This is a genomic window from Cupriavidus sp. C1SS-2L, assembly GCF_057073735.1.
In genome coordinates this window covers 2,942,916-2,966,194 of the sequence record NZ_CP172708.1, presented here as the reverse complement: position 1 = coordinate 2,966,194, position 23,279 = coordinate 2,942,916, and the positions used below count along the sequence as shown (strand labels likewise).

The window sequence follows — 23,279 nt, the reverse complement described above, 5'->3', positions numbered from 1 at the left end:
CGTGTTCAACCGGCCCGGCCCATCATGAGTTGCGCGCGCAGGAAACCCTTGACCTCCTCAAGCGACGGCGTCTTCAGAAACACCATGATGCCCCAGTGCTGCAGTGCATCGGCCACGCCGTCATAAGCCTGGCGGTTGGTGATGACGGCAAAGATCACGTGCAGGCTCGAGAAGAAGTTCTGCAGCTTCTCGATGGTGGCGGACTCGGCGTCGTTCAGTTCGTCGACGTAGTAGAGCACCACGCGCGGATGCGCGCTGACCGAGGCGATGACGGTGTCGAGCAGGTCATCAACCACCGCCGTGCGCAGTGGCAGTCCCCATTTGCCGAGCTGGCCATGGATACGCTGCGCTTCCTGGTGATTGGGATGGAACACCACGAGGTCCAGCGCGTTGCCATTTGCGGGAGCTTCATGGCCGACGCGGGTCGCGAGCAGCCGGTGCACGGTTTCCTTGTGGATGCGGCGGTGGCCGCCATTGGTCTTCCAGGCACCGAGCTCTCCGCGCTCGACCATCTTCTGTACGGTGCCCAACGATACATTGAGCAGTTTTGCAGCTGTACGCGTGCTGTAGTACGGCTTTTCAGCCAGTTCCGGATCCAGTTTCATCCACTCACCCGTAATCATCCCGGTGACAGTCACGCGCTGCGCGGGAAACCTGCGCCGCACGGCCTGTCGCCGCCTCCCCCTGGTTGACTGACCCTTTTGGCCGGCCCGCTCCCTGGCCGGACTGCAGCTCCTGCTGCTATGGTTGTTCGTTGCTGGCCGGTTTGCCATGCCGGTGCGTATGCGGTCGAACGTGCCGTTGCACTAGCACCTGCGGGACCGTGTTGGCTTTGCGCTCTTGCCGGTCCGCGCTGGCAATGCCGGAACCCAATAATATGCCGGAAAGAGCAGAATTTCACTGGCCTGGAACAATAATCGAGTGGCATTTTTGTTCTTTGACACACATTCTTGCAATTCGCGGCTCTCGACCAAAATCGTGGGCCGTGCTTGCACAGCAGACCTCCGCCATCGCAAGCAGTTCCCCCGGTGTGGAGCGGGTGCCGGCTACAGGCCGTACTTGCGGGTCTTGTCGAACAGCGTAGTCTTGGCCACGCCCAGCGCCTCGCTGGCGCGGCTGAGGTTGCCGTCGTGCCGGCGCAGCGCGTCGGCGATCAGCGCGCGCTCGAACTGCTCGACTGCCTGCGCGAGCGGCAGCGCTTCCGGCGCTGAGGTGCCGTGGCCCGGATCGCAGCCGAGACCGAGCACGTGGCGTTCGGCCAGGTTGCGCAGTTCCCGCACGTTGCCGGGCCAGGGGTAGGCGACCAGCGTGGCCAGTTCGGCTGGCGTGGCCGGCACGGCGTCGCGCCCGAAGCGCAGCGCGGCCTGCGCCACGAAATGCTCGAACAGCAGCGGCACGTCTTCGCGCCGGTCGCGCAGCGCCGGCAGTTCCAGCGTGATGACGTTGAGGCGGTAATAAAGGTCCGAGCGGAACTGCCCTGCGTCGGACAACGCGCGGAGGTCGGCCTTGGTGGCCGCGACCACCCGCGTGTCCACGGGCACGGGTTCGTTCGACCCCAGGCGTTCCACCACGCGTTCCTGCAGGACCCGCAGCAGCTTGATCTGCAGCGGCATCGGCATGCTCTCGATTTCGTCGAGGAACAGCGTGCCGCCTTCGGCGTGCTCGACCTTGCCGATGCGGCGGCGCGCGGCGCCGGTGAATGAGCCCGCCTCATGGCCGAAGATCTCGCTCTCGAACAGCTGTTCGGGGAGGCCGCCGCAGTTGATGGCGACGAAATTGCGCGCATGGCGCCGGCTGGCATCGTGCAGGCAGCGTGCGACCAGTTCCTTGCCGGTACCGGTCTCGCCATGGATCAGCACGTTGGCGGCCGTGTCGGCCAGATCGGCAATCAGCCGGCGCAGGCGTTCGATCGCCGGCGAGCGGCCGATCAGCTGCGCCGCGAGCTTGTCGCGGCCGGCCAGGCGCTCGCGCAGTTCCTCGACTTCAAGCGTCAGACGGCGCTGCTCGAGCGCGCGGCGCGTGGTGTCGACGAGCTGCTCGGGCGAGAACGGCTTTTCGAGGAAATCGTAGGCGCCTTGCTTCATGGCCTGCACGGCCAGGCTCACATCGCCGTGGCCGGTGATCATGATCACCGGGAGCGACGGATCCCGCCCGCGCAGTTCCGCCTGCAAGGCCATGCCATCGATGCCCGGCAGGCGGATGTCGCTGACTACGATGCCGGGCCAGCCCGGCGTGATCTCGCGCAGGGCCGCCTCGGCACTTGCCACGCCTTGCGTGGCGATGCCTTCGAGCCGCAGTGCCTGCTCGCAGCCCAGACGCACGTCGGCGTCGTCTTCGACGATCAGTACAGTCAGTTCAGCCGGCATGTGGGATTTCCTGGCGGACCAAGGGCAGGACCAGCGTGAAGCACGCGCCGCCGTCGGGGTGATTGGACGCGGACAGGCTGCCACCGTTCTCGTTGAGGATGCCTGCCGACAGGGTCAGACCCAGGCCAAGGCCTTCGCCGGCCGGCTTGGTCGTGAAGAACGGCTCGAACAGCTGGGAGAACGCGTCCTCGGACAGGCCTGCGCCGTTGTCGCGCACGGTCAGGTGCGCCATGCTGCCGCTGACATGGGCGTGCAGCGACACCATTGGCTGCGCGCGCCCCGCGACGGCATCGAGCGCATTGCCGACCAGGTTGACCAGCACCTGTTCCAGCCGGTTCGCGTCGCATGCCACCACCAGCCCGGGTTCGATCTCGCGCTGCAGCTGCGGCTGCACGTCTTCGATACGCGTGTTGAGCAGGAACAGTGCGTTATCCACGGCCTGGGCGATGTCCGCCTGGCGCAGGCCGTTGCCGGGCTTGCGCGCAAAGGACTTGAGCGCGCCGGTGATGCGGCCCATACGCTCGACCAGGCCGATGATCGTGCCGAGGTTGGCGCGGACCGTCTCGTAGTCGCCGCGTTCCAGGAACTTGCCGGTATTGCCCGAGATCGTGCGCAGCGCCGCCAGCGGCTGATTGAGCTCGTGAGCGATGCCGGTCGACATCTGCCCGACCGCTGCGAGCTTGCCCGCTTGCAGCAGGCCGTCCTGAGCCTGGCGCAGCACGGCTTCGGTGCGGATGCGCTCGGCTATCTCGGCCTGCAGGCGCTGGTTGGTGGCCGACAGGTCGCCGGTGCGCTCAGCCACCTTGCGTTCGAGTTCGCTGTTGGCGGCTTCGAGCGCCGCGCGTGCGGCAAGCCGTTCGCCAATGATGCGCCGGCGCACATTCCACGCGGCGCCAAGCAGCAGCACGAAGGCCGTCAGCACGCCGGCCAGCGCGGCGCTGTTCAGCGCTACCACGCGCGCGCCCGACGTGTTGGACAGCAGCGTGAGGTGCCAGTCGGTTCCGGGCAGCGCGGACTGCTGCGCGAGCATCGCCGGACCCTGGCGCAGCCGCACCAGGCGGTCGCTGCCGTTGCCGAGCACGCGGAAGTCCTGCAGCGGCAGCTGGGGCAATGGCGCGCGGTTGTATTGCAGGTCGCGAGCGAACCGAGCGCGTGCCTCGGGCGACAGCGGGCGCAATGCCGCGAGCTTCCACGATGGGTCCGAAGCCAGAATCACCACGCCGTTCTCGTCGGCCAGCAGCATCTGGCTGTCGGCGCCTTGCCAGCGGTTCTCCAGCGGCTCCAGCCCGATCTTGACCACCGCCACGCCGTCGGGGTTGTCACGCTCGCCGAGCGGAGCGGACAGGTAATAGCCCGACTCGCTGCGCGTGGTGCCCACGCCGTAGAAGCGGCCGAGCTGGCCTTCCATGGCGGCGCGGAAGTACGGGCGGAAGCTCAGGTCCTCGCCGAGGTAGCTGTCCGGACGCTGCCAGTTGCTGGTGGCCAGCACCTTGCCGCGGGCGTCGAGCACATAGACCACGCGCGTGCCGGCGCGCGTGTTGAGCGCCGACAGGTAATCATTGGCGCGCGCGACGGCGTCGGCATTGCCGGGCTGGCGCAGCAGCGTGCCGATGCGATCGTCCAGCGTCAGTAATCCGGGAACGTAGTCGTAGTGCGCCAGTTCGCTTTCGAGGGCCTGCGCGTACAGGCGCAGCTGCACCTGCCCGCGCTCGGCCTGGCGCGCCAGCGCCGTGTCGAAGCTGTAGCGGTAGCCGAGCCATCCCGCCAGGCTGACCAGTGCCGCCAGCGCCAGCAGCGCGAGCAACGGCGCGGCGCCGCGCAGGGCGGCGGGGCGGGGAACGGGATGGCCGGGATGGCTGGCAGAGTCGCCGGCAGGGTCACGAAAGGGGTCAGGCTGGCCGGTCATGAAGTGCTGGCTAAGGCAGTGAGGCTGACGATGTGCGGCCCGCGGGAGGCCAGCGGGCGCCTACTTTTACCACACCCGCGCGACGTCAAAACAAAAAAGCCCGGCTGCCTGATCGGCAGCCGGGCTCCGGCGCGTGCCCTGTCGGAACAGGGCGGCTTACTTGCCCGCCAGCACCTGGGCGGGTGCCAGGGCAGGGGCGCTGTCCGCGACGGGTTCATCCTCGTCGGACGGCACGGGCGCGCCGATGGCGCCTTCGCTTTTGGCGACGACAGCCGTGGCAATCGCATTGCCAAGCACATTGGTCACGGTGCGACCCATGTCCAGGACGTGGTCGATGCCGAGCACCAGCAGGATGCCGGCCTCAGGCAGGCCGAACATCGGCAGCACGGCCGCGACCACCACCAGCGAGGCGCGCGGCACGCCGGCGATGCCCTTGCTGGTGACCAGCAGCACCAGCAGCATGGTGATCTGCTGGGTCAGCGACAGATGGATGCCGTACACCTGGGCGACGAACAGCGCCGCGAAGGAGGTGTACATGATCGAGCCGTCCAGGTTGAACGAGTAGCCCAGCGGCAGCACGAAGTTGGTGATGCGTTCCTTGACGCCGAAATGGGTCAGCTGGTCGATGACCTTCGGGTAGGCCGATTCGCTGCTGGCGGTGGCGAAGCCGATCATCAGCGGCGCGCGCACCATCTTGAGCAGGCGGAACACGTCGCGGCCCAGGAAGTAGTAGCCGCCGGCGATCAGCGCCGCCCACAGCAACGCCAGCGCCAGGTACAGGCTCCCCAGCAGCTTGGCATAGACCACCAGCACGCCCAGACCCTGCGCGGTGATGACGGCCGAGATCGCGCCGAACACGCCCACCGGGGCGAACGCCATCACGTAATTGGTGACTTTCAGCATCACCTTGCCGAGGCCTTCAATGGCGTCCAGTACGGGCTTGCCCACGCCGTCCTTGATGGTGCCCAGGGCAAAGCCGAAGAACAGCGAGAACACCACGATCTGCAGGATCTCGTTGGTGGCCATGGCCTCCGCGATGCTCTTGGGGAACATGTGCGCGATGAAATCGCGCAGGTTCAGCGACGCGGTTTTCACGCTGGAGGCGGCGTCGGCGGCCGGCAGCGGCAGGTTCATGCCCTGGCCGGGCGTCAGCAGGTTGGCCATCACCAGGCCCAGCAGCAGCGACGTGATCGACGCGCCGATAAACCAGGCCATGGCCTTCATGCCGATGCGGCCGACGGCGCGGCCGTCGCCCATGCTGGCGATGCCGGCGACCAGCGTGGCGAACACCAGCGGCCCGATGATCATCTTGATCATCCGCAGGAACACGTCGGTGAGGATGGACAGATGGTCCGCGATCGATTTGGCGGTGGCAGCGTCCGGCGACAGATTGTGCGCGGCGGTGCCGACCAGCACGCCAAGCAGCATCGCAATGAAGATCAGAGTGGGTAGTCGGTTCAGTTTCATCGTGGGGTCAGGCCGTGCGTCCGGCTTCTTCCGCAAGACGGGAAGAAGCCGGACGGCTGTATTGCGAGATCGGCTCGGCCGGAACGCCATGCCGCCGGTGAGGCGGCTGTCGCGCCGGCGGACGCCGGGGACGTTAGCGGGGCAACAGGCGCCGCATTCGCGCCGGGGCGGCGCGGGCACATCGATGGGCGGGTTCCGTCATATGTCTCCTCCTTGGTTTTTGGCTTGGCTGGCGCGTCCTGAGCGGGCGCCGGCCTTCCTGTTGGCCCTGTCGGCGGCGCTTACATCGCACAAGGCGTGCCAGGACCGCATGCCTGAAAGGGCTCGCTAAGCCTATGAAAACAAAGGAGAAAAAATGTGATTCCGACGCCGGCGTTCGGGCGTCCGGACGGTTGTCCTTGCCAGTCGTTCGGGTTTCCGAACGACTGGGCGGTCGGGTCAGACGCCAGGCGCGACGGAGGATCCGTGGGTGCTGACCATTTCGCACTCGGCCAGGTAGGCATCGAGCGGCACGGGGCGGCCGATGGCATACCCCTGCGCGTAATCAACGCCGATCGCGCGCAGCGCGTTCAGCGTGCGCTCGTCTTCGACCCATTCGGCCACGGTCTTGACGCCGAGCCGGTGGCCGATGTCGTTGATGGAACTGACGATCTCGCGGTCGACTATGTTGTCGGCAAGATTGCGGATAAAGCTGCCGTCGATCTTGAGGTAGTCCACCGGGAACTGCTTGAGATAGGCAAACGACGACAGTCCCGAGCCGAAGTCGTCCAGCGCGACGGTACAGCCCGCGCGCCGCATTTCCGTGACCACGCGATTGGCCGCAGCCATGTTGTTGATCAGCGCGGTTTCCGTGATTTCGAGCCGGATGCGGTTCGCGGGCAACGCGGAGTGTTCGAGTTCGGCATGCAGGAAGGGCAGCAGGAAGGGCTCGCCCAGCGAGTTGGCCGACAGGTTGATCGAAACCGACAGGCCCGGCACCGCGCACAGCCGCTCGCCGTATTCGCGCAGCACGTTCCGGATCACCCAGCGGTCCACATGGCCCATCAGGTCATAGCGCTCCGCGGCCGGGATGAAGGCGCCGGGCATGACCATCTCGCCGTGTTCGTCGACCATGCGCACGAGGATCTCGACATGGCGTTCGTCGCGCGGGTCGCCGCAATGGTGCTGCAGGGCGCGGATTTCCTGCGCGAACAGGCGGAAGTGGTTGCCTTCCAGCGCAGTGTGGATGCCCGCGGCAATCTCGAGTTCGCGGTGGTGGCGGCGCGCATCGCTCTCGTCGCGGCGATACACCGATACCCGGCTGCGGCCCGCAGCCTTGGCGGCATAGCAGGCCACGTCGGCGCGGCTCATCAGTTCGCCGACTGGCGGCACGTCCTGGTCGATCGCGGCAATGCCGATGCTCGCGCCCACGTCGTACACGCGGCCGTCCCATGGAAAGCGCCGGCTGCGGATGGCGTCGATGACACCGTGGCCGATGGTTTCGGCCTGGTCGACGGTACAGTCCTTGAGCAGCAGCCCGAATTCGTCGCCGCCGAGGCGCGCGAGCAGGTCGTCGGGGCGCACGTGGTTGCGGATCAGGTAGCCCAGCTCGCGCAGCAGGATGTCACCGGCGCCGTGCCCGGCCGTATCGTTGACGATCTTGAAGCGGTCCAGGTCGATGAAGCACAGCGCGCCGTGATGGCCCTGCGTGCGCGCCGCGTCGCAAGCTTCGCGCAGCCGCTTTTCGAACCACGTGCGGTTGGGCAGGCCGGTGAGCGCGTCGTGCATGGCCGAATGGGCGAGCTCGCGCTGCATCGCGCGCGCTGTGGTGATGTCCTGGAACACCAGCACCGCACCCAGCACAGTGCCGGTGGCGGTGAGCACCGGCGCGGCGGAGTCCTGCACGTCGTGGCGCTCGCCGGTCAGGCTCTGCAGCACCGCGCCTTCCTGCAGGTAGGCCGGCGTGAGCGTCTGCAGGCACGCTTCGACCGGACTCGGGATGGGCAGCCCCGTGACTTCATCGACGATGCGGAACACGCGTTCCAGCGGCAGCCCGCTCGCGCTCGCCATGGTCCAGCCTGTGAGCTGTTCGGCGATTGGGTTCATGAAGGTCACGCGCATGCCGGCGTCCGTGCAGATCACCGCGTCGCCGATCGACTGCAGCGTGATGTGCAGCCGCTCCTTCTCCTCGAACAGCGCCTCGGTCAGGCGGCGTTGCTCGGTGATGTCCCAGTTGGTGCCCACCAGCGCCAGCGCGGTGCCGTCGCCGCTGCGCGTGACATTGGCCAGGGCGCGCACGTGCCGGACCTGGCCATCGGGCCGCACCACGCGGTATTCGGTGTCGAATGGCTTGTCGCCGCGGATCGCGCGGCGCATCTCGCCATTCACGCGGCCCACGTCTTCGGGGTGGAGCATGGCAATCCACTGCGCGATCACCGGCGCGCCGTTCGCGGCGTCGGTGCCGTGCAGCGCATGCATGCGCGCATCCCAGGTGATGCCGGAACTGGTGAAGTCCCATTCCCAGATGCCGACGCCGCCGGCCTCCACCGCGAGCTGCGTGCGGCGCGAGAGCTGCTCGAATTGCTGCTGCGCGAGCTTGCGCGTGTGGATGTCCTCGATCTGCGCGATGAAATGCAGCGGGTGCCCGCTTTGCTGGTCGCGCACCAGCGACACGGCCAGTAGTGCCCAGCGGTACTCGCCGTCCTGGTGCAGGAAGCGCTTTTCCAGGCGGTACGACTCGATCTCGCCAGCCAGCAGCCGCTGCATCTGGCCCAGGTCGGCATCGAGATCGTCGGGATGCGTGATGTCCTGGAAGCGCTGCTGGCGCAGTTCGGCCGCGCTGTAGCCGAGCAGTTCGGACAGCGAGCGGTTCACGGTCTGCCAGCGGCCGTCCAGACCCGTCAGCGCCATGCCGATGGCGGAATGCTCCATGGCCAGGCGGAAGCGCTGGTCGCTGCTGTGCAGATTGGCGCGGCCGGCGCGGTTCTGCTCGGCCAGGTAGGCAATGCAGACCGGGAACACCATGATCAGCGCCGCCGACAGCGGTACCGACTGCTGCAGGTGCGCCGCCACCGCGGCCAGCTCCATGGTCAGTGTGGCCATCAACGTCAGCAGGGCGGTGCCGAACGGGTTGGCGAACATGGCTGCCAGCACCAGCGGCAGTGACATGGCGACGAACGGGTCATGGCCCTGCCACAGCGCAAATACGCCAATGGCCAGGCACAGCGCCAGCAGGCCCGCCTGGGGCATCAGCATGGAGCGCGAAAACGTCGCGCGCACGCGCGCGCTGGTGATGGTCAGCGCCAGCGGCAACACCACCACCATGCCCAGCGCGCCCGCCTGCCACCAGGCCCACCAGATACTGGCAAAGCGCGTGTCGCCCAGCCACGTCAGCCCCGCCGCGCCGGCCGTGGCGCCCAGCGCGGGCCCAAGCACGCCGGCTACGCCAAGCGTGAGCGCGAAATTGCCGAGCGGAGCCAGCCGCTCCGCGCCGGCATGGGCGGCGACAAAGCGCAGCAGCCGCGCGGAACAGGCGACTTCGAACAGGTTCGCGCCGGCCAGTAGCACGGCGGTGCCCGGCCCGTCGACGAACAGGCCGTTGGCCGCCAGGTTGCCGCCGACCATGCTGGCCAGCAGCCACGGCGCTTCCGCGCGCGGCCGGTACAGCACCAGGCCCAGGCAGAACGCGTTGGGCAACCACAGCGTGGCCACGCTGCCGGGCAGGCGCGCCAGCCAGATACCGAGCGCGGCCAGCGCGAAGTAGCCGATGCCGCAGATCAGCATGGGCAGCCAGCGGCGCAGCGGGGCGCCAATGGAGGGAGCGGCCGTATCGACCGGATGGGGCGTCATGGACGGTTCAGCAGGCAGTGCGGAGGTTCAACGTCGTGAGGGCGGACCGTGGCCCAGCGTAGCGCCACTGTATCGGTTCAGGGTCGGGCGGCAGCGCCGGGACAGCAGGCAGGTACCGTGCCTGTTGCCACTGGTGCTGGCAGGTTTTTTTTGGTATGGCGCGAAGTCTGGCATGGGCCCCAAGGTCGTCGCGGCGATGACCTCACGGGTAATCGCACCGCCGCCGGGGCGCGGCCATTATGCATCCATGGCAGCCCGCCATCGTTTCCGTCCCGGTCTTAACCTGCCCCACTTTAGGAGTATGCAATGTCCGCAACGACCCCCGCCGCCCACGTCGCCCGTGCCAACGACCCGAGCACGCTGGCCGACCGCTACCTGGCCGCCTGGAACGAGACCGATGCCGCGCGCCGGCGCGAGCTGATCGCGCTGGCCTGGACCGAATCGGCAACCTATGTCGACCCGCTCATGCGCGGCGACGGCCATGCCGGCATCGACGCCATGATCGCCGGCGTGCAGTCGCGCTTTCCGGGGTTCCGCTTCCGACGCGTCACGCCCGTGGACGCGCACGGCCCGCATCTGCGCTTTACCTGGGAGCTGGGCCCGGACGGCGACGCCGCACTGGTGGTCGGCACGGATTTCGCCACGGTCGGCGCCGACGGCCGGCTGCAGAGCATGACCGGCTTTATCGATCGCGCGCCGCAAGGGTTGGGCTGACCCGCGCGTCGCCCCGTTCAAGTGTGCCTTTCCCCACAGACACGGCGGTGCCGGCCGGCTGGAATCGGAGACGTCTGCGCCGCATGGGCGGCGCGATCTCCGCACGGGGGAAGGCAGCATGGCTCGTTATCTGCGTATGGCGGCCTGGTCGCTGGCCGGGGCGGTCGTGGCCGCGGCCGGGGTCGTCTATGGCGCCTTCCTGATCGGCGATCAGAAGGCCGGCCGCACCATCGACGTCAGGGTGGCGCCGGTGGCCTACCGTGAAGACGCGGCCAGCATCGCCCACGGCAAGTATCTGTTCGAATCGCGCGGCTGCATGGAGTGTCACGGCGCCGCGGCTGGCGGGAAACAGGTCTTTGACGATCCCGGTGGTCTGCAGGTCCGTGCGCCAGACCTGACGCGCGGCAACCCGGAGATTGCGCACTACCAGCCGATCGACTGGGTCCGCAGCATCCGCCACGGCGTGTCGCCTTCCGGCCGGCCGCTGCTGGTCATGCCCAGCGAGGACTACAACCGGCTCAGCGACGAAGACCTGGCCGCACTGGTGGCGTATCTGCGCAGCCTGCCGCCGGGTCTCGGCGCGCCCGCCGAAATCCGCATGCCGTGGTTCGTGCGAGCCATGTACGGCGCCGGCTTCATCCGCGATGCGGCGTCCAAGATCGACCACAAGCTGCCGCCGTCGCCGGCAGTCGTGCCGTCGGTGACCGCTCAGTACGGCGGTTACGTGGCCAATGCCTGCCTCGGCTGCCACCGCGCGGACCTGCGTGGCGGCAAGATCCCCGGCGCGCCGCCCGACTGGCCGCCCGCGGCCGACCTGCGTCCCGTTTCCGGCGGCGCGATGGCGCGCTACGACAAGGCCGCCGCCTTTATCGCCATGATGCGCAGCGGCAAGCGGCCCGACGGATCGGCCATCAGTACCGTGATGCCGTTCGATTCCTTTGGCCGCATGAACGACACCGACCTGACCGCGCTGTACCTGTACCTGGCCAGCCTGCGCAGCTGAATGCTCAGCCTTGCCGGCGCGCCCAGCGCCGGCCGGCGGCGATGCCGGGCAGCTCGACCCAGCGGTGCAGCAGCATCGCGAGCAATAGTGCCAGCGCCGCGTCGATGGCGAAGCGCGCAAGCTGCAACCCGTACTGGTCGGGCGCGAGTTCCGGCATCAATCGCTTGATGCCTTCGATCACTGTCGGATGGACCAGGTACAGCGCGTAGGACAGCTCGCCGAGCCACACCAGCGCTCGCGGCACGCGCAGCAGGCCCGTGTGTTCGGCCGCGACGGCGCCTGCAAGCAAGGCGGCGGCAGGCAGCCCACGGCCGGCCAGGCTGAAATCGGGGCCGACCAGCGGGAGTGATGCCAGGAACCAGCCGGTGCCGACGGTCAGCATGGCCCACGCCACGCGGCGAGACAGCCGATGGCGCCAGGCCGCATACGCCCACGCGAGCAGGCAGCCAAGCACGAACTCCAGCACGAGCGGGTTGCTTGCCATCGCCATCCACGGCCACGTGAACGGGTAGCCCTGCGCGGGATCGGCGACCGGCGCGCCGAAGCGCCACCATGGCAGCGCCAGCGTGAAGACGGCGAACAGCGCCAGCACCACCCATAGCGCGCGCCGGCCCGCCAGCCACAGTCCCAGCGCGAACGCCCCATAGAACGCCATCTCGTAGTTAAGCGACCAGCCCACATACAACGCCGGATAGCCGTAGTACGGCGCATGCGCGGTGCTGGTGGGAACGAACGCGAGCGAGGCCGCGAATACCGCCGGGGTGACCGGGTTCAGCAACAGCGCATGGATGGCCGACATGGTCCAGTACGGCGGCGCCAGCCGGCAGCAGCGCCGGATCACGAAGCTGACCGGCGTCTCGGGCTGCGGGCGCGCCAGCACCGCGACCCACGCGATGATGAAGCCGCTGATGACGAAGAACACGTCAACGCCCACATGGCCGCGCTTGATGATGTTCGCGGTGATCCAGCCGAGCACGGGCGTCTGCGCTGTGCCCAGCGTCAGACCGGAGTGGTAGAGCACCACGTACGCGGCAGCCAGGCCGCGCAGAGCCTGGATGCTGTCGAGCGTAGCGACGGCGCGCTCGCGGGAATCTGGAATAGTCGTTGTCACTGTTGCTGCGGCAGCGGGCCGGAGCCCTGATCTTCAGACTGACCGCGTCCCATTGCACAAAGTTCGTGCATGGAGCGCGCCCCGCGCCGGCATCCGGCAAGGTGACCGGAATTGCACTATGCTCATTTGTCCGCGGCGGCAGGCTATTGTCCGCTTCTGTGGCGTGTGAACAAGAACATCGGGCAATGTACCCAAGGAGTGTCCTCCCCATGACAACCCTCAATATCAACGGCAAGGCCCAGGAAGTCGACGCGGATCCGTCCACGCCGCTACTGTGGGCCCTGCGCGACAACCTTGACCTGACCGGGACCAAATTCGGCTGCGGCATGGCCGCGTGCGGCGCCTGCACGGTCCATATCAACGGCCAGGCCACGCGCAGCTGCGTGACGCCGATCTCGGCCGCGGCCGGCGCGCGCATTACTACGATCGAAGGCGTGAGCGGCGACAAAGTCGGGCGCGCTGTACTCGATGCATGGATCAAGCATGACGTGGCCCAGTGCGGCTACTGCCAGAACGGGCAGGTCATGAGTGCCGTGGGCCTGCTGCGGAACAAGCCGAAACCCACCGACGCCGACATCGACCAGGCCATGGCCGGAAACCTGTGCCGCTGCGGCACCTACCAACGCATCCGGGCCGCGATCAAAGACGCGGCCCGCGCGCTGGCCTGAGCGGAGGTGCCTGACATGCGTATTCGTGGACTCGAAGCACTCGCCGGCGCCAGCAGCGCGCAGGGAAGCAATACTGGCAGCGCCGGTGATCACGGCGTGGCAACGCTGAATCGCCGCAGCTTCCTCAAGCTGACCGGCCTGGCCGGCGGCGGCCTTGCACTGGGCGTGACGCCGCTTGCGCAGGCGCAAGAAGGCGGCGCACCGAAGGCGCCGCCTTCGGCGCCACAGGCGTTCGTGGTGATTTCGCCGGACAACACGGTAACCATCGCGGTGAACCGGCTGGAGTTCGGCCAGGGCGTACACACGGCGCTGCCCATGGCGCTTGCCGAAGAGCTGGATGTCGACTGGCGCAACGTGCGCGCAGCGCTCGCGCCCGCCGGTGATGCGTACAAGGACCCGGGCTTCGGCATGCAGATGACCGGCGGTTCCACGGCCATCAACCATTCCTTCCAGCAATATCGTGAGCTGGGCGCGCGTGCCCGCGCCATGCTGGTCACGGCTGCGGCGCAGCAGTGGAAAGTGGATCCCGCAAGCTGCAAGGTCGAGCAGGGCGTGGTGACCTCGGGCAGCCAGCGTGCCACCTTCGGCGAACTGGCCCCGGCGGCCATGGAACTGCCCGTACCGAAAGACGTGCGCCTGAAGGACCCTTCGCAATTCCGGCTGATCGGCAAGCCGACGCCGCGGCTCGATGCGCGCAGCAAGCTCGAAGGCAAGCCCGCCTTCGGTATCGACACGCGCCTGAAGGACATGATGGTGGCCGTGGTGGCGCGTCCACCGCGCTTTGGCGGGAAGGTCAAGTCGTTCAATGCCGACAAGGCGCGCGCGATCAAGGGTGTCAGCGACGTGATGCTGGTACCGGTCGATCGCGGCGGCACCGGCGTGGCCGTGGTCGCTGACGGCTACTGGCCCGCGAAGCAGGCGCGCGATGCGCTGCAAATCGAATGGGAGGATGCCGGCTCGAAGGTGTCGACGCAGGCCCTGTTCGAGGAGTACGCGAAGCTCGCCGCCCAGCCCGGCACCGTGGCGCGCGCCGGCGAAGGCGATGTGGCCGCAGCCGTGAATGGCGCGGCGCGCAAGATCGACGCCGAGTACCGCTTCCCGTATCTGGCCCATGCGCCGATGGAGCCGCTGAACTGCACGCTGCAGCCGGAAGTGCTGGCGAACAAGGTGCAGAGCGTCAAGGTGTGGGTCGGCTCGCAGTTCCAGACCGTGGACCAGGCCGCCATCGCGCGCGTGCTCGAGCTGAGCCCGGACAAGGTGACACTCAACACCATGATGGCAGGTGGCGGCTTCGGCCGCCGCGCGGTGCCCACGTCGGACTACCTCGTGGAAGCCGCCAACGTGCTGCGCACCTGGGTGGCGAACGGCCACACCGAGCCGCTCAAGATCGTGTGGAGCCGCGAGGACGATATCCGCGGCGGCTACTACCGGCCGCTCCACGTGCACCGCGCACGTATCGGCCTGGATGCGCAGGGCAAAGTGGTGGGCTGGCAGCACACCATCGTCGGCCAGTCGATCCTGAAGGGCACGCCGTTCGAGCCGTTCATGGTCAAGAACGGCGTGGACGCGACCATGAGCGAAGGCCTGGTCGAGAATGACTACAACCTGCCGATGCGGCTTGCGGTGCATCACCCGCAGGTCGATGTGCCGGTGCTGTGGTGGCGCTCGGTCGGCAACACGCACACGGCCTACGTCAAGGAAACGCTGGTCGACGAAATGGCCGCGGCCGCGAAGCAGGACCCCGTGGCCTTCCGCCTGGCGCGGCTCGACGAAAGCAAGCACGCGCGCCATCGCGCCGCGCTGCAGCTCGCGGTGCAGAAGTCGGGCTATGGCAAGCGCAAGCTGCCCAAGGGGCAAGCGTGGGGCGTGGCGGTGCATGAGTCGTTCAACTCGGTGGTGGCCTATGTGGCGGAGGTTTCGCTCGTCAAGGGCGAGCCGCGCGTGCATCGCGTGACTGCCGGCGTGCATGCCAACCGCGTGGTCAATCCCTTGTCGGCTGAGGCGCAGATCCAGGGCGCCTGCGTCTTCGGGCTGGCGATGACGCGGCCCGGGTTCGCCATCGAGATCGAGAACGGCGTGGTGAAGAACAGCAACTTCCCTGACTATCCGCCGCCGCGCATCACCGATGCGCCCGTGGTGGACGTGTTCTTCGTGCCATCGCAGGACCCGCCCACGGGTCTTGGCGAACCGGGCGTGCCGCCGATCGCCCCGGCCGTCGCCAACGCGCTGTTCGTGCTCACGGGCAAGCGCCAGCGCCAGCTGCCGTTCGTGCTGACCTGAGCGCGCCCCGCGCCGGAGGAGCATGCCGCCTCCGGCGCTTCCGGGCCTCGCTGCCTGGACGCCCGCGCCAACACCAGCGGCGCGGGCTGCGCATCACCCGTCTGCGGGCGGGACGGCTGCGTGTTGTAATCGCGCAGCCGGGGTGGAGCCCTATTGCCTTTGCGGGCAGCCCCGCGTAGAACGGGAAAAATCAGCCAGGGCGGCGCGCCCGCCCGAATAACCCGAGGGGTGGCCATGGAGACCCAGGAAAGCGCGCTGACAATGGCGCTGATGACCGAACCGGCGCGCGTGAAGATCTGCCGGGCGCTCTTGCAGGCAGGCGAAGAGGGGCTGCCCGCGACGGACCTCGCGCAACTGGCGGGGCTGCCGATCAAGCGTGCGGGCCACATGTTCGAGGAAATGCTGCAGGCCGACCTGATCGTGCTGTCAATCCGCGACCGGCGCGTCTGCTACGTGCTCAAGGCCAGGCTGGCGGTGAGCGCAGCGCTCGGTTATATCGACGCGAGCGGCCTGGCCGACTAGCACCGTCCGGCGGCACGCATCACCACCGCGATGCGCGCGCGACCGGCCGGCTATTTACCGACTTCCTTCAGCGCGCGTGCGCGCGTGTCCTCCATGTCCTGCGCCAGCCGGTACGCAGCGTAGTACTTGTAGATGTTGCGCACATAGGTCGTGGTCTCGATGCCGATCTTCTCGGCCACGACAATCTCCACATTGTTGAACCACTGGTCCGGATCCAGCCCGCGCGCCGCGGCTTCCGTGCGCATCTTCGCGATATTGCCCGGGCCCGCGTTATAGCTGGCGAATGCAAAGAGCGGCCGGTTGGATTCCGAGAAGCGCGCATCGGGGAAATACCGCGTCATCAGCTGGTCCATGTATTTGGTGCCAGCGTGGATGTTTGATTCGGGCTCCTGGATATTGCCCACATTGAGTTGCTTGCCGGTGGCTGGCATGACCTGCATGATGCCGATGGCGCCCACGTGGCTGCGCGCCTTCTGGTTCAGCTGCGATTCCTGGAAGCCCTGCGCTGCCAGCATCAACGGATCGAAGCTGTAGTCCTTGCCGTATTTCTGGAAGAAGGCAATGGTCTGCTCGAAGCGCTTGTACTCGGCGTCGTTGGTATTGTTCCGGATCTGCCGGACACTCTTCATCATCTGCTTGAGCCGGTATTCGGCGACGCCCTGCTTCTTCAGGTAGTTCACGTAGAAATCGTCCAGCGCCTGGCGCATCTGCGGGCTGTCCTTGCGGTAGGCCCAGCCGACATAGCCTTGCGCGCGGACGACGAGGTCATTGTGTACCTTGATGTTGGGCAGGATCTGCGCCCACATCGCGGCCTTCCAGTCATCCACCACGAGGATGGGCAGCAAGCCGGCATTGGCCATCTCCATCGCGTCTTCGTCTTCCAGCGCATCGGGCAGCAGCACCAGGCGCATGGGTGCCTTGCCGGCCTTGCGCAACTGGTCATTGAGCGCCGTGAGGCTTTCGTAGTAGCTGCTGGCGCGCCGTACATGCACCGTCTTGCCGGACAAGTCGTCCAGACTGGCCAGGGCAGGCGCCTTCGAACCGGTCACGATCAGTTCGCGCACCGGCTTGCGGTCGCGCGGCGCCGAGAAGTCGGCAACCTTCAGACGTTCGTCGGTCGCTGTCAGGTTGCCGGCCGCAATGTCGCCCAGTCCGGCGGCCAGGTCGGGCAGCAGGCGGTCACGCGTCGTGGGAATGACGATGACCGTGAGCGGCCGCTTGCCGAGGCGGCTGGCGTAGGTCTTGTTCAGATAGCGCTCGAAGTCCCGCACCAGTCCGGCGGTCAGGCCGCATTCACGGCCCTTGTCGCTGAAATACAGCGTACGGCTGTATGGCACCAGGACGCGGATGACGCGGCGATCGAGCATCGCGTCGAAATCGCCTTTCCAGGGTTTGTTGCCCAGGTTGAGCCGGCGTACGGCTGCGGAATCTGCTTTGGCCGGGGCGACAGCCACGGGTGCCGAGGCGGGAGTGGGCTTTTGCTGCGCGGCGGCAATCGGGCCGAAGAGGCATGCAGCGCCCACCAGGCCTTGCACAAGGAGGCCTGGCAGCGTGGGCGGCAAGCGGAAAGCGGGCATCTCGCGCAGCGCCGCTGCCGGATTGCCTGCGGCGCATGCTCATTGAGTCTAGCGCGGATACGGCACGGTACAAGCCGTGCGTAAGCCCGCCGGCGAAGGTCAGAACTGGCGGCGGCTTGCCAGCCTGCCGCCAGCGACGAGGTAGCGATTTGCTACTGGCTACTCGCTACTGCTTTGGCGCAGTGAGTTCCTGACGCGCCGTGCTGTCCGCAGCCTGGTTTTCCGCCTTGCGTTCTTGCTTGGCGGCCTTCACGTCCTGCTTGTACTCGCCCTTGGCGGCCTTCTTGGTGGCCTTGTACTCATCGGCCGCCTTCTTGCGGGCTTCGCGGCGTTCCACCAGCGGGTCCTTCGGTGGTTCGATCTGCTGCGTCATGGCAGGGGGGACGCCTTGCGCGCCAGCGGGGGCGGCCGGAGTGGCCGGAGTAGCGGGGATGGCCGGAGTGGCGGGCGTGGCCGATGTGGCGGGCGCAGTGGGAGTCTGGGCAAAGGCAACGGCACAACTCAGACCGGCCAGGACCGCGGCGAGTGCGCCGGCCACATGGGTCGGACGGACGGGCTTTTTCAGATCCATTTGGAACCTCATCAGGGTTGTTGTCGGAATCGCCACGGTCGCTTGCCGGCTTAAGCGCATATCTCACCTGGCTAGCGGAGCGGCGGGCGTAGGGTTCAATCTAATGGCCGGGGTGGGTGGGCGATGTCGGGGTTACGCCGAATGGGGTGGGGAGGATGTCTTACAGCGACCCAGAGGGCGCCTATCGCGAATGGCTGATCGGGTTCCCTTCATTGAAGGGATGCCTTGGCGCGGCCGGGCATGCTTGGCGCCGACCAATGACGACGAAGGCATGATTCCCCCGGCAGACTTTATGTGCATGATTGGGCGCGCGGAGGGGTGGGCGGATTGGTGCTTAGGTCGCGGATGCCCGGTCCGCCAAATGCTCCCCACCTGACCCAAGGGAAAACCCCCATCAAGCCGCTGTCTTGAAATGGCCATACCCCGTCCCTATAATTAGCACTCGCTGGGGGTGAGTGCTAACAGCTCCCTGCGGTACCCGAAATTCCGCGGCCAGCGAGGTTCAGCCAGGCTGAATCGCGGCCCGTTTGTGAATCAAAACTCACTTTTGTATCTAGGAGTCCGTATGAATCTGCGTCCTTTGCACGACCGTGTGATCGTGAAGCGTCTGGACAATGAAACCAAGACCGCGTCCGGTATCGTGATTCCCGACAACGCCGCCGAGAAGCCGGATCAAGGCGAAGTGCTGGCCATCGGCCCGGGCAAGAAGGATGACAAGGGCAACAACATTGCCCTCGACGTCAAGGTGGGTGACCGTGTGCTGTTCGGCAAGTACGCCGGCCAGGGCGTGAAGGTCGATGGCCAGGAGCTGCTGGTCATGCGCGAAGAAGACATCATGGCCGTGGTGAACAAGTGATCACTTGTTGACGACTAGCACCGTACCGAATTAGGAGAATCAGAACATGGCAGCAAAAGACGTAGTATTTGGCGACGCCGCCCGTGCCAAGATGGTCGAAGGCGTGAACATTCTCGCCAACGCAGTGAAGGTTACCCTGGGTCCGAAGGGCCGCAACGTGGTGCTGGAGCGCAGCTTCGGCGGCCCGACCGTGACCAAGGACGGCGTGTCCGTGGCCAAGGAAATCGAGCTGAAGGACAAGCTGCAGAACATGGGCGCCCAGATGGTCAAGGAAGTGGCTTCCAAGACCAGCGACAACGCCGGTGACGGTACCACCACCGCTACCGTTCTGGCCCAGTCGATCGTGCGCGAAGGCATGAAGTTCGTCGCCGCCGGCATGAACCCGATGGACCTGAAGCGCGGTATCGACAAGGCTGTCGCCGCCGCCGTGGAAGAGCTGAAGAAGGTCAGCAAGCCGACCACCACCAGCAAGGAAATCGCCCAGGTTGGCGCGATCTCGGCCAACAGCGACACCTCGATCGGTGAGCGCATTGCCGAAGCCATGGACAAGGTCGGCAAGGAAGGCGTGATCACCGTCGAAGACGGCAAGTCGCTGGCCGACGAGCTGGAAGTCGTGGAAGGCATGCAGTTCGACCGCGGCTACCTGTCGCCGTACTTCATCAACAACCCCGAAAAGCAAGTTGTCCAGCTGGACAGCCCGTTCGTGCTGCTGTTCGACAAGAAGGTTTCGAACATCCGCGACCTGCTGCCGGTGCTGGAGCAAGTGGCCAAGGCTGGCCGCCCGCTGCTGATCATTGCTGAAGACGTCGAGGGCGAAGCCCTGGCGACCCTGGTGGTCAACAACATCCGTGGCATCCTGAAGACCGCCGCCGTCAAGGCTCCGGGCTTCGGCGACCGCCGCAAGGCCATGCTGGAAGACATCGCCATCCTGACCGGCGGCACCGTCATTGCTGAAGAAATCGGCCTGACGCTGGAAAAGGCGACCCTGAACGACCTGGGCCAAGCCAAGCGCATCGAAATCGGCAAGGAAAACACCATCATCATCGACGGCGCCGGCGACGCAGCTGCGATCGAAGGCCGCGTGAAGCAGATCCGTGCCCAGATCGAAGAAGCGACCTCGGACTACGACCGTGAAAAGCTGCAAGAGCGCGTGGCCAAGCTGGCCGGCGGTGTTGCCGTGATCAAGGTTGGCGCTGCCACCGAAGTCGAAATGAAGGAAAAGAAGGCCCGCGTGGAAGACGCCCTGCACGCCACCCGCGCTGCGGTGGAAGAAGGCATCGTCCCCGGCGGCGGTGTGGCCCTGCTGCGTGCCCGCGCTGCGATCTCGGCACTGACCGGTGAAAACCCGGACCAGAACGCCGGTATCAAGATCGTGCTGCGCGCCATGGAAGAGCCGCTGCGCCAGATCGTGCTGAACGCTGGTGAAGAAGCTTCGGTCGTCGTTGCCAAGGTCATCGAAGGCAAGGGCAACTACGGCTACAACGCGGCTTCGGGCGAGTACGGCGACCTGGTGGAAATGGGCGTGCTGGATCCGACCAAGGTTACCCGCACCGCACTGCAGAACGCCGCTTCGGTGGCATCGCTGATGCTGACCACGGACTGCGCAGTTGCCGAAACGCCGAAGGAAGAGTCGGCTCCGGCAATGCCGGGCGGCATGGGCGGCATGGGCGGCATGGAAGGCATGATGTAAATCAGGCCGACCGACTGCCGACTGCCTTAACGGGCAGGCTGTCTGAAAAAACCCCCGCAAGCGCGAGCTTGCGGGGGTTTTTGCTTGTAGCTGTGCCGGATGAGAGATCGCGCCGATTTTCGCCAGAGGTATGAATCAAGTCTGCAACATACTCGGCCCTGATTTCAGGCGGCCCATGTACCGAAATTCGATATCGCTCTACGGCAAGTGCATCCGCTTGCACTATTGACTCGGCTAACCTGCCCTCGCTGGCTGCCGGACGAATCCTTGCCTCACTGCTTCCGGTTTCTCGCGTCCCCACGTTTCATTTCTTCATCATTTCCCGGATGTCAGCCTGCCGGCTTGGTCGCCCATTGGATCGATACCAATTGCCGTACCGATCGCCAAGAATGCATGTACGTCGGTAGGGCTTGGGAAGTTTCGCCGGGACGACGGCTAGTCGGACCTGTTCCCGCAATTCGCCCCATCGTGCTCACATGATTATCCAAGGGCGAAGCCATATGTCCAGGTACGACAACAAGAAGGAAAGAGGGGTCATTCTTCCGATTGTGGGCCTGACCCTTGCCGTGCTGCTGGGCATGGCCGGACTTGTCATCGATCTTGGCGCCATGTTCGTTGCCAAGACCGAGCTGCAGTCGGCCGTAGACAGCTGTGCACTGGCGGCAGCGCAAGAGCTTGACGGTGCCGCCGATGCCCTGACGCGGGCGACCAGCGCCGGCCTGACGGCTGGCAACGCCAACAAGGTTCAATACCAGAAGGCCTCGGCATCGCTCATTGACACGGATGTCACGTTCAGCGACTCGCTCACCGGTGCGTTCAGTTCGACGTTCACGCCCGTGGCTAACGCGCGCTATGCCAAATGCGGCCATCTGACCACCGGGATCCTGGCCTATCTGATCCAGATGGTGGGCGGCCCTACCAGCAACGCTGTCGCTGCAATTGGCGTTGCAACGCGTACGCATGCGCAGAGTACTTGCCCGATTCCGGTCGGCCTGCTGCCCAGGACCGGGGGCACTGCTCCCGACTATGGCTTCGCGGTAGGCGACTGGGTCACGGTACTCTACGACGGAACAAAGACTGCCGGCCCGGGGGAAATGGGCTGGTATAACCTCGATGGCTCGACCAACGCCAATGAAACCAAAAACGAAATGTCGGTCGGCTACTGCAATTCGAAAGTCAACGATACGCTGCGGACTCCGGGTGCGAAGGTTGCTGTCGACGATCAGTGGAACAGCCGGTTCGGCATCTACAAGAACAATGGCGACATGCAGACGATGCGGCCTGATTTTACGGGCTATTCGTACACCACCCAGAACTGGCCCAATGGCAAGAGCGCGTATAACGGCACATCGGGCGGCAGCGATCCCACTGCGACAAATTTCAAGACCAAGCGGCTTACGTTCGCCAGCTATGGGGATACGAGCACGGATGTTCAGGCTGGTGACAACATTACCGGGCTGAACATGAAAGGTGGCTACAAGAATCTTGCCGCACCGGGCAGCACGGGCGATTACGCCAAGCTCGGCATGAGCCGGCGCCTCGTCATCGTCCCTGTGGTTTCGACTGCGTCGAAAGTGGTCGATTTCGCCTGCATGCTGATGCTGCAGCCAATCAGCGGCCCTACGCTGACAGTGCAGTTCGAATACCTCGGCAACGCCGCAAGCATCAGCAGCCCTTGCACGACCAATGGCCTGGCGGGCGGCAACTTCGGACCCATGATCCCAGCGCTCGTACAGTAGGGGAAATCGATGAAAAAGCGACAGAAAGGCGTGGCGTTGGTTGAGTTTGCCATCACGATCTCGTTGCTGCTAGCGACGTGCTTCGCAGTCACCGAGTTCGGTCGGGCCATTTATACGTACAACACGCTGACGAAATCCGTTCGTGATGCGGCCCGTTACCTGAGTACGCAGGCCGCAGGCAGCGCCGCGGCGCATGCCACGGCACAGCAACTGGTTGTCTACGGTACTCCGGTGGTGACCAACAACCAGCCCACCCTGGTGCCGGGGCTGACCACAAGCATGGTCAGCATCTGCGATGCAGCGGATGTGACATGTACCTCGAATATGGGGCAGGGTAGCAATCCGGCCATCAATACGGTCACGGTCCGGATTTCGGGCTACACCTTTACGCCGCTGCTGGATATTCTCGGATTCACACGGTTCTACACCGGCGGCAGCAGTTCCCTGACGTCCATTTCCTTCAGCGACATCTCAGCGACGATGAGGCAGGCATATGAATAGGCGTCAGCGAGGTACGACAGCCGTGGAGTTTGCCATCGTGGCAGCGCTCTTCTTTGCGTTGCTGCTGGGAATACTGGAGTTCGGACGCGTGCTGTACACATGGAACTCCGTGGCGGAAGCCACGCGGTGGGGCGCAAGGCAGGCCGTGGTGTGCGGGCGCGGGTCGGGATCGGTGCTCAGCCGGATGCAGCAGATCGTTCCAGGTCTCAAGTCCAGCAATGTCGTGGTCACCTGGTACGACTCGAACGGCGTCAGCGCAAGTTGCGACAGCACGTCCTGTACCGGGGTTTCCGTCAGCGTGGCAGGGATGAACGCGTCTCCGGTATCACCGGCGTCCTGGATCGGATTTTCATCCAGCCTGGTGGTACCTGGATTCGTGACCTATCTGCCACGGGAAATCATGGGTCAGGATCCGGGAAGCCCCACGGTATGCAGCTAGGATCCCGGCGCTCGGAACGTCATCCAGCCGGCGCGCGGCTC

The 23,279-nt window shown here is 66.0% G+C and carries 18 protein-coding genes; 10 read left to right on the top strand and 8 right to left on the bottom strand.

All coding sequences use genetic code 11. The features are described 5' to 3' along the window. Positions 1-5: 5 nt before the first annotated feature. The 5 genes from ACIGJG_RS13720 to ACIGJG_RS13700 form a co-directional block, all read right to left on the bottom strand. Entirely contained in the window at positions 6-605 is a 600-nt protein-coding gene (locus ACIGJG_RS13720) for a helix-turn-helix domain-containing protein (RefSeq protein ID WP_041680037.1), read from the bottom strand. A gap of 441 nt (positions 606-1,046) precedes the next feature. Beyond that, positions 1,047-2,366 carry a sigma-54-dependent transcriptional regulator gene (locus ACIGJG_RS13715; protein WP_011298817.1) on the bottom strand — a complete coding sequence of 440 codons (1,320 nt, stop codon included), beginning with the start codon at positions 2,364-2,366 and terminating at the stop codon, positions 1,047-1,049. Beyond that, positions 2,356-4,272, bottom strand: coding sequence for a sensor histidine kinase (locus ACIGJG_RS13710; protein WP_140953333.1), 1,917 nt, complete (start codon positions 4,270-4,272; stop codon positions 2,356-2,358). The genes ACIGJG_RS13715 and ACIGJG_RS13710 overlap by 11 nt, the downstream gene beginning before the upstream one ends. Positions 4,273-4,428: 156 nt before the next feature. Continuing rightward, positions 4,429-5,739, bottom strand: a complete 1,311-nt coding sequence (locus tag ACIGJG_RS13705; RefSeq protein ID WP_483672439.1) for a dicarboxylate/amino acid:cation symporter — start codon at positions 5,737-5,739, stop codon at positions 4,429-4,431. 438 nt (positions 5,740-6,177) lie between these two features. Beyond that, positions 6,178-9,567, bottom strand: coding sequence for a diguanylate cyclase (locus ACIGJG_RS13700; protein ID WP_011298814.1), 3,390 nt, complete (start codon positions 9,565-9,567; stop codon positions 6,178-6,180). A gap of 306 nt (positions 9,568-9,873) precedes the next feature. Here ACIGJG_RS13700 and ACIGJG_RS13695 point away from each other — a divergent pair, with 306 nt between their 5' ends. After that, positions 9,874-10,281: a nuclear transport factor 2 family protein gene (locus tag ACIGJG_RS13695; RefSeq protein ID WP_011298813.1), complete on the top strand. Its 408-nt coding sequence runs from the start codon at positions 9,874-9,876 to the stop codon at positions 10,279-10,281. A 118-nt stretch (positions 10,282-10,399) separates the two neighbouring features. Further along, positions 10,400-11,284, top strand: a complete 885-nt coding sequence (locus tag ACIGJG_RS13690; RefSeq protein ID WP_011298812.1) for a c-type cytochrome — start codon at positions 10,400-10,402, stop codon at positions 11,282-11,284. A gap of 4 nt (positions 11,285-11,288) precedes the next feature. On the opposite strand, the gene ACIGJG_RS13685 is transcribed toward ACIGJG_RS13690, so the two are convergent. Further along, a complete protein-coding gene (locus ACIGJG_RS13685) occupies positions 11,289-12,395 on the bottom strand; it encodes an acyltransferase family protein (protein WP_245001884.1) in 1,107 nt (368 codons plus the stop codon). A 209-nt stretch (positions 12,396-12,604) separates the two neighbouring features. On the opposite strand from ACIGJG_RS13685, the gene ACIGJG_RS13680 reads away from it, so the two are divergent. The 3 genes from ACIGJG_RS13680 (at position 12,605) to ACIGJG_RS13670 (ending at position 15,865) form a co-directional block, all read left to right on the top strand. Beyond that, a complete protein-coding gene (locus ACIGJG_RS13680) occupies positions 12,605-13,063 on the top strand; it encodes a (2Fe-2S)-binding protein (protein ID WP_140953336.1) in 459 nt (152 codons plus the stop codon). Between the two features lie 15 nt (positions 13,064-13,078). Next, entirely contained in the window at positions 13,079-15,343 is a 2,265-nt protein-coding gene (locus tag ACIGJG_RS13675; RefSeq protein ID WP_011298809.1) for a xanthine dehydrogenase family protein molybdopterin-binding subunit, read from the top strand. A 234-nt stretch (positions 15,344-15,577) separates the two neighbouring features. Then, positions 15,578-15,865 (top strand): helix-turn-helix domain-containing protein, encoded by a 288-nt coding sequence (locus ACIGJG_RS13670; RefSeq protein WP_011298808.1) that lies wholly within the window; start codon positions 15,578-15,580, stop codon positions 15,863-15,865. Positions 15,866-15,915: 50 nt separating this feature from the next. On the opposite strand, the gene ACIGJG_RS13665 is transcribed toward ACIGJG_RS13670, so the two are convergent. Together ACIGJG_RS13665 and ACIGJG_RS13660 are read right to left on the bottom strand one after the other, a co-directional pair. Beyond that, positions 15,916-17,442: an MltF family protein gene (locus tag ACIGJG_RS13665; protein ID WP_011298807.1), complete on the bottom strand. Its 1,527-nt coding sequence runs from the start codon at positions 17,440-17,442 to the stop codon at positions 15,916-15,918. A gap of 166 nt (positions 17,443-17,608) precedes the next feature. Further along, on the bottom strand, positions 17,609-18,013 hold the full coding sequence (locus ACIGJG_RS13660; protein WP_220631004.1) for a hypothetical protein: 405 nt from the start codon (positions 18,011-18,013) through the stop codon (positions 17,609-17,611). Positions 18,014-18,578: 565 nt separating this feature from the next. Here ACIGJG_RS13660 and groES point away from each other — a divergent pair. The 5 genes from groES to ACIGJG_RS13635 all read left to right on the top strand — a co-directional run bounded on the left by groES (position 18,579) and on the right by ACIGJG_RS13635 (position 23,238). Continuing rightward, positions 18,579-18,869, top strand: a complete 291-nt coding sequence (groES, locus tag ACIGJG_RS13655) for a co-chaperone GroES (protein ID WP_008644494.1) — start codon at positions 18,579-18,581, stop codon at positions 18,867-18,869. A 46-nt stretch (positions 18,870-18,915) separates the two neighbouring features. Further along, positions 18,916-20,559, top strand: coding sequence for a chaperonin GroEL (gene groL / locus ACIGJG_RS13650; RefSeq protein ID WP_011298805.1), 1,644 nt, complete (start codon positions 18,916-18,918; stop codon positions 20,557-20,559). A gap of 566 nt (positions 20,560-21,125) precedes the next feature. Next, a complete protein-coding gene (locus ACIGJG_RS13645; protein ID WP_483672438.1) occupies positions 21,126-22,298 on the top strand; it encodes a pilus assembly protein TadG-related protein in 1,173 nt (390 codons plus the stop codon). A 9-nt stretch (positions 22,299-22,307) separates the two neighbouring features. Further along, on the top strand, positions 22,308-22,799 hold the full coding sequence (locus ACIGJG_RS13640) for a TadE/TadG family type IV pilus assembly protein (RefSeq protein WP_011298803.1): 492 nt from the start codon (positions 22,308-22,310) through the stop codon (positions 22,797-22,799). Then, a complete protein-coding gene (locus ACIGJG_RS13635; RefSeq protein WP_011298802.1) occupies positions 22,792-23,238 on the top strand; it encodes a TadE/TadG family type IV pilus assembly protein in 447 nt (148 codons plus the stop codon). The genes ACIGJG_RS13640 and ACIGJG_RS13635 overlap by 8 nt, the downstream gene beginning before the upstream one ends. Positions 23,239-23,279 lie beyond the last annotated feature (41 nt).

Coding starts and splice junctions, on each gene's coding strand:
- ACIGJG_RS13700 (WP_011298814.1), bottom strand. CDS start 9,567: ATGACGCCCCATCCGGTCGATACGGCCGCTCCCTCCATTGGCGCCCCG.
- ACIGJG_RS13670 (WP_011298808.1), top strand. CDS start 15,578: ATGGAGACCCAGGAAAGCGCGCTGACAATGGCGCTGATGACCGAACCG.
- ACIGJG_RS13680 (WP_140953336.1), top strand. CDS start 12,605: ATGACAACCCTCAATATCAACGGCAAGGCCCAGGAAGTCGACGCGGAT.
- ACIGJG_RS13715 (WP_011298817.1), bottom strand. CDS start 2,366: ATGCCGGCTGAACTGACTGTACTGATCGTCGAAGACGACGCCGACGTG.
- ACIGJG_RS13720 (WP_041680037.1), bottom strand. CDS start 605: ATGAAACTGGATCCGGAACTGGCTGAAAAGCCGTACTACAGCACGCGT.
- ACIGJG_RS13635 (WP_011298802.1), top strand. CDS start 22,792: ATGAATAGGCGTCAGCGAGGTACGACAGCCGTGGAGTTTGCCATCGTG.
- ACIGJG_RS13675 (WP_011298809.1), top strand. CDS start 13,079: ATGCGTATTCGTGGACTCGAAGCACTCGCCGGCGCCAGCAGCGCGCAG.
- ACIGJG_RS13710 (WP_140953333.1), bottom strand. CDS start 4,272: ATGACCGGCCAGCCTGACCCCTTTCGTGACCCTGCCGGCGACTCTGCC.
- ACIGJG_RS13695 (WP_011298813.1), top strand. CDS start 9,874: ATGTCCGCAACGACCCCCGCCGCCCACGTCGCCCGTGCCAACGACCCG.
- ACIGJG_RS13640 (WP_011298803.1), top strand. CDS start 22,308: ATGAAAAAGCGACAGAAAGGCGTGGCGTTGGTTGAGTTTGCCATCACG.
- groL (WP_011298805.1), top strand. CDS start 18,916: ATGGCAGCAAAAGACGTAGTATTTGGCGACGCCGCCCGTGCCAAGATG.
- ACIGJG_RS13665 (WP_011298807.1), bottom strand. CDS start 17,442: ATGCCCGCTTTCCGCTTGCCGCCCACGCTGCCAGGCCTCCTTGTGCAA.
- ACIGJG_RS13660 (WP_220631004.1), bottom strand. CDS start 18,013: ATGGATCTGAAAAAGCCCGTCCGTCCGACCCATGTGGCCGGCGCACTC.
- ACIGJG_RS13690 (WP_011298812.1), top strand. CDS start 10,400: ATGGCTCGTTATCTGCGTATGGCGGCCTGGTCGCTGGCCGGGGCGGTC.
- ACIGJG_RS13705 (WP_483672439.1), bottom strand. CDS start 5,739: ATGAAACTGAACCGACTACCCACTCTGATCTTCATTGCGATGCTGCTT.
- groES (WP_008644494.1), top strand. CDS start 18,579: ATGAATCTGCGTCCTTTGCACGACCGTGTGATCGTGAAGCGTCTGGAC.